Below are 15,296 nucleotides of genomic sequence, written 5' to 3'. Positions count from 1 at the left end.
AGGCAAAATGATTTACCACCACAACATGATCAAGCTGCTAATCCCAACAAAGCCTAAAATCGTACTTAACATCAAAGGGGTTAAAGCACGTTCATTTAAACCATAAGCCTGCCCAAAAATTCCAAAGGCAATCGGCATTGGTAATGCAGCTAAAATGGTTCCCGCATATAACATTTCTTGGCTCACATCTGGCAACATCCGCAGTAAGCAATAGATCATTAAAGGCATCAGGATAACTTTAAAAGCCACTAACAAGCCACTTTGCAGATTCAAAGCACTCATACCCATTCCAACCAAACTTCCACCAATCACAAATAATGCTAAAGGCGATGCCGTTTTCCCTAACAAAGCTAAAGATTGATCGACTAAAGTAGGCAAGCGGATATCTAACAAGATACAACTCATCCCCAAAATAATGGCAATAATCACAGGATTTTTTAGCAAATTTTGTGCGGTTTTTTGCAATAGCGCCCATACTTTTTGTTGTTCTTGCTGCCCTGCTTCTGCTAATGCCAGAACCAAAGCCAAGATCAATAAATTTTCCAGAATCAATGTCAATGAAATATAAATCGCAGCATGTGATCCCATCAGTAAACTTAATACCGCCGTTCCAATAAAGCCCGTATTGGACATAGAAGCGCCCATTGCCAGAACAGCCGTTGGAGTCAGACTATATGAAAAGCAATAACGATAACAATAAAACGCCAATGCAAAGATAATTAAAGAACCGCCACCATAGGCGATAAAATAAGACGGATGCCAAATATCATTTAAACTTTTATTAGATAAGGCATACAGTAAAAATGCGGGTAAGGCTATTTTGATAATAAAAGCACTCAATGCCTTGATCTGATCAGGTGTAATCAGTCGAATTGAAACACTCAAGTAACCTGCCAACAATAATAGAAAAATTGGTACGATGACCTGTACAACCACATTGGCATCCTTTTATCAAAATAAAAAGACGCAACCAAGTGCGCCTTTTGCTAAAAAAATTAATGGTTAAATGGTTTAAATAATTGCTTTAAGCCATGCGGTTGGCAACGCAAATATTGTGGTGAAATCTCAATTTCAGCACCTAATGCAGCGGCTGCATGCCAAGGCCAGCGTGGATCGTACTGAATAGCTCTTGCCAATGCAATCGCATCAGCCTGATCGTTTTGTAAAATGGCTTCAGCTTGTTCTGGCTCTGTGATCAAACCCACTGCAATTACAGGAATTGAAACTTTGGATTTAATCTGCTCGGCAAAAGGTACCTGATAATTCGCACCAATTTTAATGTCCTGAAGCTCATGCAAACCGCCACTAGACACGTGGATATAAGCTGCGCCTAATTGCTGCAATGCCAACGATAATCCAATACTCGACTCGATATCCCAACTTGCTGTTGGCTGCATCCAGTCTGTTGCAGAAATACGCACACCAACTGGAAAGTTTTGAGGCACAGCAGTTTTAATCGCTTGCAGCACTTCTAAAGTCATCCGAATACGATTTTCAAATGAACCGCCATATTCATCCGTACGCTGATTCGACAACGGCGATAAAAACTGATGTAACAAATAACCATGTGCCGCATGAACTTCGATGAGTTGAAAACCAGCGTCCACAGCACGAACTGCCGCAGCAGCAAAGTCTGCCTGAATCTGTTTGATCTCATCAATACTTAATGAATGCGGGAGCATGTCATGAGCACCAAACGCAATTTCACTTGGTGCCACCGTTTGCCAGCTATGTACATGATCTGGAGCGATTTGTCCTTTACCTAACCATGGTTTATCTGTGGATGCTTTACGACCCGCATGAGCAAGCTGTATCGCAAATGGCATTGGCGAAAGTTGCTGAATATTATCCAAAAGCGCTTTGATTTTATCTCGTTGAGTGTCATTCCAAAGACCAACATCAGCATAACTGATACGTCCTTGGGCTTGAACCGCAGAGGCTTCAATAATACATAGGCCTACACCAGACAGCGCATAATTGGCCCATTGCTGTTCATGCCAATAGGTAATTTCACCATCATCCGTTGCAGAATATTGGCACATCGGTGCAATGATGATCTTATTACGCAGGTTCAATGAACCTAATTGCAAGCTTTCAAATAACTTTGCCACGTGTCACCTCTTCTCTCTTAATTTTCATTAAAATTGTTTGCTGACTCTTAAGCCCGCACTCCAGTTACGTCCATCGGCAGGTTCAAAAAAGCGTGAATTACCGTCATTGACAATCACTGAACCGACGTAGTCTTTATCTAGCAAGTTATCTACACGGCTGAAAATATTGACTTTCCAGTCCTGTAACTGCCATGCATAACCTGCATAAGCGGCTACAACGGTATAACTTGGTGCTGCATCTGTATTTTGATCATCGACGTAAATTTTATCGTTATATTGGGCATCGACCCCGCCATAAAAACCAGTTTGTGGTTTCCAAGACAATGCGAGATAGGCCTGATTTTTGGCAATCCCTGGAATGTAAGCATCTTTATCAATCGCTTTCGCTACAACTTTGCCATTTTTGTCATAGATTGCTGCGGTATTACTATCAAATTTTGCATCCAGATAGGCATAACTTGCAGTCGCAATCAGATCACGCCAAAGCTGTTTATTCCATGAAAATTCAACACCTTCACGTAAGGTCTGATCTGCATTACGAAAAGTAGAACGTCCATCAACACTACCCGCTGAAACAATGTCATCTTTGGTTTTGGTCTGAAAAACAGCCAAAGTAAAATCACCTAGCAGATTTTGTGACTTTAAGCCTGCCTCGTAGGTATCACTATTGGATGGTTTTAGATCAAAGTTAAAACCTGAAATGCTTGCATCCGTGTTATAGGCCATTTCGGTAAAGGTTGGTGTTTCAAAGCCTTTGGCGTAACTCACATAAGCCAAAAGTTCAGGCATGATTTGCCAGCTTAAAGCGGCCGAAGGTAAAACTTTGGAATAATCAGTCTTGCCACTGTCATCTGGATTGCTTGCAGTGATGTAATTATCATCTGATTTATAATGAACATTGCTATAACGCACGCCTGTATCTAAACGCCAAGTCGGTAAAAACTGCCATGAGGCTTGTAAATAAGGATCAATATTCCACAAAGTATTGTCTTCATCACGGCGCAAAGTACCTTTAACCCCATAACTCGGCTGATTGTTGATTAAGGTAAAATTTTCATAACCTTGACGATCCTCATCCATCGCATCTAAGGCCACTCCTGCACTCACGGTGATATTGGGAAGAAGTTCTTTGCCAGTCCAGCGTAGATCTGCGCCATAATAATTCCGTTCAAAATCAATCACACCACCTGCATGACGTGGATTTAGCTGAGACGTGTTGGGAATACATTTTTTTGTATCCTTATTTTCAGCACACATTGGAATAGATTGATACTGTGTCACCTCACGATGACCAAAGTAAGCCATCGCATACAATTCGTTTTTATCATTTAATGGCTTTAACCAAGTCAATCCTGTTTGCGTCTGTTCAATGTCTTTACGCACATCGTAGCTATTATTGGCATCATTGACTTGTTTTGGATTGGCTTTCCATTGGTCACGTGTCAGTCCTTGCGGGTCATCAGCATTAATTTTTAAATAATTGGTAATCCAGTTAATTTTAGACCCATCTTCAAGATTCCACGTGAGTTTGGCATTATTCAAAACCTTATTGGCAGCGCTATGATCACGATAACCATCGGTATCGAAGTATGATGAACTAATCACATAGCTCGGTTGATTGGCTTGTTTTGCACCGCCCTGCAACACAATTCCTGCACGATTTTTATCATGACTTCCCCCCGAATAACTCAGTTCAACAGAATCTTTGCCTTGACCTTCTTTAGTGGTGGTCAACAAAGTACCGCCCGATGAATTACCATATATTGACGAAAAAGGCCCTGTTAAAACCTCAATATGATCCAAACTGCTCAAATCGATATTGGACGTTTGCCCCTGACCATCTGGCATCGTGGCAGGAATACCGTCCACATATAAACGAATACCACGCACACCAAAAGTTGAACGCGCACCAAAACCACGCATGGAAAGTTGTAAATCCTGTGCATAATTCTCACGATTATGCAGTTGCAAGCTTGGAATGCCTTTGACCACTTCTGTCAAATTAACCTGTGAACTTTGATCCTGCTTGGGTGCATCAATGCGAAAAACCGAAGCAGGAGTTTGCAAATAAGTAGTGTCTGTACGAGTTGCTTCTACTTTAATGGTCGGCAATGCAACTGGTTCTGGCACTTCTGCCCAAGCAGCACCACTCATACTGAACCCAGAAAGTAAAAACATGGAAGAATATAATGTATTGAATTGCATGAAGCGCATTCAGTTATCCTTTAATATCAACAATTAGCCCAAAAAATATTTGTTATATCATTTAGTTTGTAAATTTTAACATATCGACAAAAAACGATTTTAGCCAATCATTCCAATTTTCAGTATATTAGTTTGGTTATTTCTTGGAGTACTTTGTAGGTTTAACGGCTTAAACTTGGATGATCTTTCCAGCAATAGCGTTCTAGCCAGTCTTTTGCTTCCTCAGCATAATCAACCCCGATTCTTTTTTTCCGTACAATCTCTGGCTGAATTTTTTTATTTTCAATCCACAAACCAGTTTCTACCCCCAACATTTTGCCTTTAAATCGCTCTGTAATACCTAATTGTTTGGTCAATTTTCCAGGGCCTGACAAGCGCTTAAAGTCAGGTTTAGAAACTGAATCTTCAAAAAAAGCGGCTCTGAGCATCACGCCTTCAGGTTCATGTTCTGTCTGCGTGATCAAATTCAGCATGTGATACATCCCATAAATCAGATAAACATAAATATGCCCGCCAGCGCTATACATCACCTCGGTTCGGGCAGTACGTCGTCCATCGTAGTTATGACTGGCTTTATCGCGAATTCCCAAATACGCTTCTGTTTCACTGATGGTACAACGTAGAATTTCACCATTGTCCTGACGTACACAAAGCTGACAGCCGATCAATTGCTCGGCCACTGTCGATGTATCACGTTGAAACCATGTGAATGGTAAAATTTCTGACATCACGCTACCATAAGTAAAGAAAGGGAAATGACACGATATTGACAGATAAAGTGCCTTCTTAAATTTGTCATTGTGCTGATTACCCCCATATTAACATCGTCATGATTTTATCGAGCTGTCAATGCCAGAATTACCTGAAGTTGAAACCACTAAAACCAGTTTATTGCCTTTACTGCAACAGCGCGTCCAAATCGTTGAAGTCAGAGAGTCCAGATTACGTTGGCCAATTCCAGAGGATATTTCTCGCCTGAATGGACAGCGTTTAATTGGTTTACAAAGACGCTCTAAATATATTCTGGCTGAATTTGAACAAGATCAAATGCTGTGGCATTTAGGCATGTCGGGCAGTTTTCGTCTGGCTACAGCTCAGGATGAGTTACGTAAACATGATCATTTGATGATTGGTTTTGAAGATGGTACCCAGTTACGTTATCACGATCCGCGTCGTTTTGGCTGTATTTTATGGCTCAATGAAGAATCTCAAAACAAACTACTGAATCCACTTGGCCCAGAGCCGCTCGGTGACGAGTTTAATGCAGATTATCTTTATCAAAAGCTTAAAAACAAACAAGTCGGCATAAAAATTGCAATGATGGATAATCACGTAGTGGTCGGCGTAGGTAATATTTACGCCACTGAAAGTCTGTTTAACTTAGGCATTCACCCTGCACAGCCAGCCTCTAGTTTAAGTAAAAAGCAGATTGTTCAACTTGTGGATGAAATCAAACGTATTTTGAAATCTGCGATTGATTTAGGGGGATCAACCTTGCGGGATTTCACCAATGCTGTCGGTGAAAATGGCTATTTTCAACAAACTTTACTGGCTTATGGTCGTGCAGGTGAAATGTGTGTTCAGTGTGAAACGCCACTGGAAAATCTTAAACTCGGACAACGTGCCAGTGTATTTTGTCCCCAATGCCAACCTTTAAAACGTATCAAAGTTTAATATTTGTCCTCAACAGATTCAGGAGGCTTGCCCATGCAAACTGCCATTGTTCGTCATATTCTAGTTAAAGACAAAGATCTTGCGGAACAACTTAAAAAGAAAATTTTGTCGGGCGCTGATTTTTCAAAAATCGCCAAACAATATTCCACCTGTAATTCTGCCAAACGTGGCGGTGAACTTGGCGAAGTGAAAAAAGGTCAACTTGTTCCCGTTATTGATAAACTCGTATTTACTGCGGCTGAACGAATTTTACACGGTCCAATCAAAAGCCAGTTTGGTTTTCATTTGCTTGAAGTCAAATTTAGAACTGAATTTGCATAAATTGCGGTCGTGAATAAAAGGACGCAAGTCTTAAAAACTTAAGTCCTTTCACTTTCTAGTTGCATTGTCTTTGCATGAGGATTCATTTGATAAGTCCAACTTTCGATCATTTCACCTGTTTCAAATTCCACCATCACCTTAACTCGCTGATATTGAAAACCTTCAAACTCATCAAGCATGGGCCAATGTTCAGCCAGTTTATCGGTACTAAACACTAAACCAGACACTTTAGGTGCATTTTCATCCAATACCAAGGCAGGCAAACCCTGATCGGGTCCCCAGTCTAAAGTATGCACCACGCCATTCACTGAAGCCTTTTGCCATTCTCCGCCAATATTTCCCAGAATATGTGCGTTTTCACGATCTGGACATAAAGTTCCATAAGCAAAAAGTCGGTTCATGTTTGAGTAAATCCTATGATTGGCAGGTATTTTCAGTCGCCATATTTTAAGGACTCTGACAAAAACCTCAAGTCGCTTAAGTGTCAAATTCAGATGAGAAATATCAATCAAAATGCATAAAAAAACGGCATTTAAAAATGCCGTTTTGAGAAAGCCTACAATATTATGATTGTGGATGTTGCTTTAGTTCATCGCGAATTTCACGAAGCAATTGAATTTCTTCAGGAGTTTCTGGTGCTGGTGCTTCCGCTTCATCCTTACGACGCATACGATTAATCAATTTCACCATTAGAAACACGACCCATGCCAAAATCAGGAAGTTAATTAAAATGGTCAGGAAGTTACCATAAGTCAATACGTTTACGCCTGCTTTTTGCAGAGCATCCAATGATTGTAAATTATTCGGATTGGCACCAAGTACAATATACTTTTGCGAAAAATCAACACCACCACCTGTAATCACAGTAATCAACGGCATAATAATGTCTTTGACCAATGAATCTACAATTTTACCGAAAGCACCACCGATGATGACACCGACAGCCAAATCAATCATATTGCCTTTAACAGCAAATTCTTTAAATTCTTGAATAATACTCATCTCAATTTTCTCCACTCGGGAACCGCTATTCCCTTGTTTTTGTTCTAATCACGGCTTAACAATAGTGTTAATGGATGATCGGCTCATGTTTGCTAATTTAATATTTTTCTCAAAAAAAGAAAGCTATTTCACACTTTAACAACATTTTATATGAATAAAAATATGAACTTAAAGGTCTACAGCGATAAAGATCATCTAATAAAAAACCGCTAAACGAATTTAGCGGTTTACTTACTGATCTTAGATCAAAATCAAATTATTTATCGCGGTTACGTTTACGTTCATTTTCAGTCAAATAACGCTTACGGATACGAATTGACTTAGGTGTTACTTCAACTAACTCATCATCTTCAATGAATTCAAGTGCTTGTTCAAGCGTGTATTCAATTGCAGGAGTTAAAGTTAACGCATCGTCAGTACCAGAGGCACGAACGTTGGTGAGCTGTTTTGCTTTAGTTGGGTTAACCACCATGTCGTCTGAACGTGAGTTGATGCCAACGATCATCCCTTCATACACTTCTAACTGTGGTTTAGCAAACAAACGACCACGGTCTTGCAAGCTGAACAATGCATAGCCCAAGCAAGTCCCTTGAACCATTGAGATCAATACACCGTTTTGACGTTTCGCCACAGTACCTTGTTTCACAGGGCCATAATGCGAAAAGCTTGAAGTCATAATCCCTGTACCAGAAGTCATGGTTAAGAATTCTGAACGGAAACCAATCAGACCACGTGAAGGAACAGTCGCTTCAATACGGATACGGCCTTTACCGTCGACTTCCATATTGGTCATTTCACCTTTACGGTGACCCATTTGTTCCATCACCGCACCTTGATGTTGTTCTTCAACATCAAAAGTCACGTTTTCGTATGGCTCTTGTTTTTCACCATCCACTTCTTTGATGATCACTTGTGGACGTGAAACGCCCATTTCAAAGCCTTCACGACGCATGTTTTCAATCAAAACAGAAAGGTGAAGTTCACCACGGCCAGAAACTTTGAAACGGTCTGGACTGTCTGTATCTTCTACACGAAGTGCTACGTTATGGATCAATTCGCGATCAAGACGTTCACGGATATTACGTGAAGTGACAAATTTACCTTCTTTACCTGCAAACGGTGAGTTGTTGACTTGGAATGTCATCGATACCGTTGGTTCATCTACAGATAATGGAGGTAATGCTTCAACATTTTTCGGATCACAAATAGTGTCAGAAATGTTTAATGCATCGATACCTGTAATACATACGATGTCGCCTGCAGATGCTTCTTCAACATCAATACGCTCTAAACCGTGGTAACCCATGATTTTTAAGATACGACCATTACGTGTCTTACCTTCTTTATCAATCACAGTCACAGGAGTATTGGTTTTAACTGAACCACGTTGAATACGACCAACACCGATCACGCCAACGAAGCTGTTATAGTCAAGCGATGAAATTTGCATCTGGAAAGGACCATCAGCATCAACTGCTGGTGGCTCAACGATATCAACAATCGTTTCAAACAACGGAGTCATGTCTTCAGCCAATTCTTCTGGCGCTGGACCTGCAACACCACGTAAACCTGAAGCATAAACGATTGGGAAATCTAACTGTTCGTCAGTTGCACCCAAGTTATCAAATAAATCAAATACTTGATCGATCACCCAGTCTGGACGTGCGCTTGGCTTGTCGACTTTGTTAATGATCACGATTGGCTTCAAACCACGCGCAAACGCTTTTTGCGTTACGAAACGAGTTTGCGGCATTGGGCCTTCTTGAGCATCAACCAATAGTAATACGCAGTCCACCATAGACAATACACGTTCTACTTCACCACCAAAGTCGGCGTGTCCCGGGGTATCTACGATATTGATACGGTAAGTAATATCAGTACGTTTATCTAACCAAGTGATCGAAGTATTCTTTGCAAGAATAGTAATACCACGTTCGCTTTCAAGCGCATTCGAGTCCATGACACGCTCAATCTCGCCTGCACGATCACCCAAAGCACCTGATTGTTGTAGAAGTTTATCGACAAGCGTGGTTTTACCATGGTCGACGTGTGCAATAATTGCAATATTGCGGAGATTTTTGATATCTGACATGAAAATTCGATAAGCCTAAAACTTGAGGGCAAATTATACAGAAAAATCCTACATAAAAGTAGTGACAGTTTATTGACATGCCCGTGTTTTTTTCATGTCTTCGTCGTTTTTTCTTGGGTAAAGGCAATTATCTCGATTAGAATAGCGCCACTTTGAAGCTTAAGATTTAATCTCTCATGTCTGATTTACAAGACGCTGCGCCAAAATCAGGTGAAAAACTTGATCTGATTTATGGGTTAAATGACCGTCCTGCCCCTTTTGTTGCATTTCTTGCTGCACTACAACATCTTTTAGCAATTATTGTACCTATTGTTACGCCAGGACTTTTGATTTGTCTGGCACTGGGGGTTTCCCACGAAGAAACCAACATGATTTTGTCCATGTCATTGGTCATTTCAGGGATTGCGACTTTTTTACAATGCAAGAAGGTCGGACCTTTTGGTGCTGGCTTGCTGATCGTCCAAGGGACAAGTTTTAACTTTATTGGCCCGATTATTGGTATTGGTAGTGCAATGGTCGCCGCAGGAACGCCTGTCAATCAAGTGATGGCAGCAATTTTTGGGGTGGTGATTGCAGGATCATTCATTGAAATGGGCGTATCCCGTATTCTGCCGTGGGTGAAAAAGCTGATCACGCCACTGGTCACAGGAATCGTAGTACTGATGATTGGTTTAACCTTGATTAAAGAAGGTCTCATCAGTATGGGCGGTGGTTATCAGGCCATGCAAAATCAAACCTTTGCCAGCCAAGATAATTTGATCATGTCTTGTACAGTGCTTGCGATTATCATCCTACTCAATCGTATTCAGGTCATCTGGATTAAAAGTTCTGCCATTTTGATTGCGCTGATTGTGGGTTATGTTCTGGCAGGCTTCATGGGACATCTGGATTTTTCAGGTTTACACGAAACACCTATCATACAGATTCCAACGCCAATGCACTTTGGTTTAAGCTTTTCTTGGAGCTTATTCATCCCTATGGCGTTTATTTATCTGGTGACGTCTTTGGAAGCGATTGGTGATATTACTGCAACCAGTAAACTCTCCAATGAACCTGTCAATGGTCCAAAATGGATGGAACGGATTAAAGGTGGCGTACTGGTGAATGGTGCAAACTCTTTACTTGCAGGTTTATTTAATACTTTTCCAAGTTCGGTGTTTGCACAGAATAATGGTGTGATCCAACTCACAGGAGTGGCCAGTCGCTATGTCGGTATCTGGATTGCGATTTTATTGATCCTACTTGGATTGTTTCCAATGGTTTCTGGCGTAATTCAAGCGGTACCGCAAGCGGTATTAGGCGGTGCAGTGATGGTCATGTTTGGCGCTGTAGCTGCATCAGGGATTAATATTTTATCCAGTATTCATCTGGATCGTCGTGCACTGTTGATTATTGCGATTTCATTGGCTTTAGGACTCGGTGTTGCACAAGTTCCGCAAATCCTTGAGCATTTACCTGAACTGTTTAAAAATATCTTTAGTTCAGGCGTCGCCACAGGTGGTATTGCTGCTTTAATCTTAAATATCGTATTGCCTGAACATCAACATCCTGAAGATCAAGATCAGAGAAATCAAGATTAAATCGGGCAATTAAGAAGAATTTGCCCAGTTTGACTGGGCTTTCTTATTCATGAGAGTTAAATATGATGGATCCACGTAGTGAAGTCGTACTGCGCCAACAACAGTTTTTATCAGGCAAGGTATTGCTCATCAATGCACCTGCGGATGAACTTGCCCGCGAATTGCCCAACGATTTAAATATTTCGATCTGGACATGGAACTTTGCTGATCATCAATATTTCGAGCAGCAGCAGTTTGCTACGCATTTTTCAGTTGAATTTCCACAGAAAGATATCGATCAAGTCATCATCTTTGTACCAAAATCGAAAGAGTTACTCAGCTATATTTTGCATGTTGTCGCGAGTCATCTTAAGCAAGGTCAATCCATCTTTTTGGTGGGTGAAAAAAAAGGTGGTGTAGAACGTGCGGCTAAACAATTACAAGTCTTAGGTAAAAATCTTAAACTCGATAGCGCACGTCACTGTCAGCTTTGGCAATGTATTTTGCACAAAACTGAAACCTTAAAACCACTAGAAAATTGGGTAAAAACCTACAGCATTGAAGTCAATCAAACTCAACTTCATATTTGTGCACTCCCTGGGGTATTTAGCCAAAATCATTTGGATGTCGGCACAGGCATTCTTTTACCTTATCTAAATAATATAAAATCGGGTAAACTTGCCGACTTTGGCTGTGGTGCAGGTGTCATTAGTGCGTATCTGGCAAAATTAAATTGTAACAACGAAATTTATGCGCTGGATGTCGATGCATTTGCACTACGTTCTACTGAAATGACATTTCATCGGAATGGACTTCATTTAGAACAGCTTCATATTCAAGCCGTTACTGGGATTCATGATGCACCACTTGAACTAGACGCAATTGTCAGCAATCCGCCTTTTCATCAAGGAATTCATACGGATTATGCTGCAAGTGAGGGTCTATGCAAACAAGCCAAACGACATTTAACTGTCAATGGTGAATTATGGATAGTGGCAAATCGTTTTTTAAATTATCCACTTTTGATTGAGCAACAATTTGGTCGCTGCAATACCCTTGCCGATCAACAAGGATTCAAAGTGCTTTATGCCCATGTGTCCCAATGACTAAGGAATTTTCATGAGTGAAAAGATTCAACCTGAAAAGTTTCAGCGTAAGCTCGGTGCTCGTCATTTAAATATGATCGCCATTGGCGGTTCGATTGGTACTGGTTTATTTCTGGCTTCAGGTTCAACCATCGCCAATGCAGGGCCGGGTGGCGCATTATTGGCCTATGCACTGATTGGCGTCATGATTTATTTTCTAATGACCAGTTTGGGTGAGCTCGCCACCCACAATCCCACTTCAGGCGCTTTTTTTACCTATGGTAGTCGCTATGTCGAGGATAGCTTTGGCTTTGCTTTGGGCTGGAACTATTGGTACAACTGGGCCATTACCGTGGCTTTTGAACTGGTTGCGGTTCAGTTGATTATGAAATTCTGGTTTCCAGATTTACCCGGCTTTTACTGGAGTGCGATTTTTCTGGTCGTCATTTTTGCCATCAATGCCATGACCGTCAAAGGTTTTGGTGAAAGTGAATTCTGGTTTTCAATGGTCAAGGTCGTTGCGATTGTCGCCTTTATCATTATTGGTTTCTCCATGATCATCAAAATCATGATGACACCGGGAGTAGCGACTTTTGGTAACTGGACCTATAAAGACGCGCCTTTTGTTGGTGGATTACAAGCCATGATTGGTGTGGCTATGATCGCAGGGTTCTCTTTTCAGGGCACTGAAATGGTCGGCGTTGCCGCAGGTGAATCTAAGGATCCAAAGAAAACAATTCCTCTCGCAATTAAGCAGATTTTCTGGCGGATTCTACTGTTTTATATCGTGTGTATTTTTATCATTGGAACACTGATTTCCTATGATGATCCGCGCCTGTTACAAGCAGCTTCTAGTGGTGATATTGCACTTTCGCCATTTACTTTGCTCTATGAAAAAGTCGGTTTTGCCTTTGCTGCAAGTTTGATGAATGCCGTGATTTTAACCGCGATTTTATCGGCAGGAAATTCAGGCATGTATTCTTCAACCCGTATGCTGTTCGACATGGCACGTGAAGGTCGTGCGCCCAAATGGTTCTCAAAACTGGATAAACGTGGCGTACCAATGCATGCACTTTATGCCACGACAGCCGTTGCTGCACTGTGCTTCCTGACTACTTTTATTGGGGAACAGGCTGTTTTTAACTGGCTGCTCAATATGTCAGGCATGTGTGGCTTTATTGTCTGGCTCGGGATTGCGATTTCACACTATCGCTTCCGTAAAGGCTATCTGGCTCAGGGTCATAGACTTGAAGATCTGGCATATCGAGCCAAATTCTTTCCATTTGCCCCGTGGTTTGCCTTTATTTTGTGTTCGATCATTATTTTGGGACAAAACTATCAAGCGATTTTAGGTGGAAAAATTGACTGGATGGGTTTACTTTCCACCTATATCAGTATTCCCCTGTTTTTGGTGATCTGGCTGGGTTATAAATGGAAACATAAAACCAAATTGGTGTCTTATCAAGAGATGAATATCCAACCCGATCAAGATTAATGCGTGTTTTAGCTTACAGTAGCATCATTCAATTTCTTCAGTTTTGAAAAGCTTGACTTTTCAAAACAAAGGATTATGATTGCGACCAAGATTCAACCATTGGCGCAGTCAGCATCAAAACTGCCAATTTATAGGAGTAACAACATGCCAGCTTTACAGGATAAACATTACTAATCATTGGCACGTTGTCATCTCACGGACAAGGGTCAAAGATCACTTGTCCGAATGCACAAGATCTAGCATTCGCTAGGTTTTTTTATGCCTGTTCGGACAGCTATTAAAATAATGATACGGACAGCTTATTATGAGCATACAAAAAATTTTAAATGCAGATGCCGCTTATGGGGTTCCTGTAAAGATCTTTACGAACGATATCGATCAAGACAGTATTGAACAACTCACTAAAATGGCGCAATTGCAATTTATTCATTCCCACATAGCAGTCATGCCAGATGTGCATGTCGGGAAAGGAGCCACCGTTGGCAGTGTCATTCCGACCAAACATGCGATTATACCCGCTGCGGTCGGCGTAGATATTGGCTGTGGAATGAATGCGATACGTTTAAACCTTAAAAGCAGTCAACTTCCAGACAATCTTTCAAGCTTACGTCATGCGATTGAAAGAAAAGTTCCTGTAGGTTTTGATTTACACAAACAAGTGAAAGCCAAAGCTTCAACGCTCACCCCGCTGGATAAACGGCTCCAACCGATTATCAGCAAACATCCTGGTTTGGTTCGAATGCTGCGAAAGTTTGATATGACTTGGCAAAAACAACTCGGGACTTTAGGTGGCGGCAACCACTTTATTGAACTTTGTCTGGATGAAAATCAGGACGTCTGGATCATGTTACATTCAGGGAGTCGTGGTTTAGGCAATGTCATTGGTACTTATTTTATCGAACTGGCAAAAAAAGAAGCCCAACACCGCTTTGGTCATGTTCCTGACAAAGACTTGAGCTACTTTGCCGAAGGCTCGACAAGCTTTGACGATTATGTTGAAGCGGTTGAGTGGGCGCAGGCGTATGCCTATGAAAACCGTCGTGAGATGATGCGGTTAATTTTAGAGGCGATTCGCCCACTATTACCTTCATTTCAGTTGACCAAAGAAGCGATTAATTGCCACCATAATTATGTCAGTCAGGAACAACATGATGGCGAAAATTTATTAATTACACGAAAGGGTGCCATCCGAGCTGGTAAAGATGAGCTTGGAATCATTCCAGGTTCGATGGGTGCGCGTTCTTATATTGTACGTGGCAAAGGTCATCCCGACTCCTTTTGCTCTTGCTCACATGGTGCAGGACGTAAAATGAGCCGTAACAAAGCCAAGCATCTGTTTAATCAACAAGACTTGATTCAGCAAACGCAAGGCATTGAATGCCGTAAAGATGCTGGTGTGATTGACGAAATTCCCTCAGCGTATAAAGACATTGATCAAGTCATGGCTCAGCAGTCAGATTTGATAGAAGTCGTACATACGCTTAAACAAGTCCTTTGTATTAAAGGATAATTTAACTCGGAGCTTAACCATGAAACTAGGCAAACGATCCAAAGTCAAAGTGAGAAATCAGGTGGCTTTATCGCCTTTGTTACATAAAGGCGGAATGCATGAAACTGAAAAACCCAAAGCACAACATCGACGTGAACGTCAGCAAACCAAACAATTGCTAAAGTCTAAAAGATGGTGTGAATAATTTTAATCTAGCGATCTATAAGGAGCAGCGCATGAAAAACTGTAGATATTTTTGTGAA

At 41.2% G+C, this 15,296-nt stretch carries 14 protein-coding genes; 7 read left to right on the top strand and 7 right to left on the bottom strand.

The window, feature by feature from the left end:
• Positions 1–12 precede the first annotated feature (12 nt).
• The 4 genes from F944_RS15345 to F944_RS15330 form a co-directional block, all read right to left on the bottom strand.
• Complete coding sequence (locus tag F944_RS15345; protein WP_004992509.1) at positions 13–936, bottom strand: AEC family transporter; 924 nt, start codon at positions 934–936, stop codon at positions 13–15.
• 59 nt (positions 937–995) lie between these two features.
• Entirely contained in the window at positions 996–2,111 is a 1,116-nt protein-coding gene (locus F944_RS15340; protein ID WP_004992506.1) for an NADH:flavin oxidoreductase/NADH oxidase, read from the bottom strand.
• Between the two features lie 27 nt (positions 2,112–2,138).
• The gene (locus tag F944_RS15335) at positions 2,139–4,325 is read right to left on the bottom strand and encodes a TonB-dependent receptor family protein (RefSeq protein ID WP_004992504.1); all 2,187 of its coding nucleotides are present in this window, start codon (positions 4,323–4,325) and stop codon (positions 2,139–2,141) included.
• Positions 4,326–4,477: 152 nt separating this feature from the next.
• On the bottom strand, positions 4,478–5,044 hold the full coding sequence (locus tag F944_RS15330) for a DNA-3-methyladenine glycosylase (RefSeq protein WP_004992503.1): 567 nt from the start codon (positions 5,042–5,044) through the stop codon (positions 4,478–4,480).
• 121 nt (positions 5,045–5,165) lie between these two features.
• Between F944_RS15330 and mutM the strand changes: the two genes are divergently transcribed.
• Together mutM and F944_RS17195 are read left to right on the top strand one after the other, a co-directional pair.
• Positions 5,166–5,990 carry a bifunctional DNA-formamidopyrimidine glycosylase/DNA-(apurinic or apyrimidinic site) lyase gene (gene mutM, locus F944_RS15325; protein WP_004992502.1) on the top strand — a complete coding sequence of 275 codons (825 nt, stop codon included), beginning with the start codon at positions 5,166–5,168 and terminating at the stop codon, positions 5,988–5,990.
• Between the two features lie 33 nt (positions 5,991–6,023).
• Positions 6,024–6,311: a peptidylprolyl isomerase gene (locus tag F944_RS17195; RefSeq protein WP_004992500.1), complete on the top strand. Its 288-nt coding sequence runs from the start codon at positions 6,024–6,026 to the stop codon at positions 6,309–6,311.
• A gap of 38 nt (positions 6,312–6,349) precedes the next feature.
• Here the strand turns inward: F944_RS17195 and F944_RS15315 are convergent, their stop codons facing one another.
• From F944_RS15315 to typA, 3 genes are all read right to left on the bottom strand, one after another.
• Positions 6,350–6,712 (bottom strand): gamma-glutamylcyclotransferase family protein, encoded by a 363-nt coding sequence (locus F944_RS15315; RefSeq protein ID WP_004992498.1) that lies wholly within the window; start codon positions 6,710–6,712, stop codon positions 6,350–6,352.
• A 163-nt stretch (positions 6,713–6,875) separates the two neighbouring features.
• Positions 6,876–7,313, bottom strand: a complete 438-nt coding sequence (gene mscL, locus F944_RS15310; RefSeq protein ID WP_004992495.1) for a large conductance mechanosensitive channel protein MscL — start codon at positions 7,311–7,313, stop codon at positions 6,876–6,878.
• A 256-nt stretch (positions 7,314–7,569) separates the two neighbouring features.
• Positions 7,570–9,405: a translational GTPase TypA gene (typA, locus tag F944_RS15305; protein WP_004992487.1), complete on the bottom strand. Its 1,836-nt coding sequence runs from the start codon at positions 9,403–9,405 to the stop codon at positions 7,570–7,572.
• A gap of 176 nt (positions 9,406–9,581) precedes the next feature.
• Here typA and F944_RS15300 point away from each other — a divergent pair, with 176 nt between their 5' ends.
• The 5 genes from F944_RS15300 (at position 9,582) to F944_RS17140 (ending at position 15,238) form a co-directional block, all read left to right on the top strand.
• Complete coding sequence (locus F944_RS15300) at positions 9,582–10,985, top strand: uracil-xanthine permease family protein (RefSeq protein WP_004992485.1); 1,404 nt, start codon at positions 9,582–9,584, stop codon at positions 10,983–10,985.
• 65 nt (positions 10,986–11,050) lie between these two features.
• Positions 11,051–12,070, top strand: coding sequence for a class I SAM-dependent methyltransferase (locus F944_RS15295; protein ID WP_010588607.1), 1,020 nt, complete (start codon positions 11,051–11,053; stop codon positions 12,068–12,070).
• 13 nt (positions 12,071–12,083) lie between these two features.
• Complete coding sequence (locus F944_RS15290) at positions 12,084–13,544, top strand: amino acid permease (protein ID WP_004992483.1); 1,461 nt, start codon at positions 12,084–12,086, stop codon at positions 13,542–13,544.
• A 304-nt stretch (positions 13,545–13,848) separates the two neighbouring features.
• Positions 13,849–15,054: an RtcB family protein gene (locus F944_RS15285; protein WP_004992482.1), complete on the top strand. Its 1,206-nt coding sequence runs from the start codon at positions 13,849–13,851 to the stop codon at positions 15,052–15,054.
• 19 nt (positions 15,055–15,073) lie between these two features.
• Complete coding sequence (locus F944_RS17140; RefSeq protein WP_004992481.1) at positions 15,074–15,238, top strand: hypothetical protein; 165 nt, start codon at positions 15,074–15,076, stop codon at positions 15,236–15,238.
• Positions 15,239–15,296: the final 58 nt, after the last annotated feature.

The organism is Acinetobacter ursingii DSM 16037 = CIP 107286, assembly GCF_000368825.1.
Taxonomy (GTDB): domain Bacteria; phylum Pseudomonadota; class Gammaproteobacteria; order Pseudomonadales; family Moraxellaceae; genus Acinetobacter; species Acinetobacter ursingii.
This window is presented reverse-complemented; position numbering and strand designations above follow the sequence as displayed.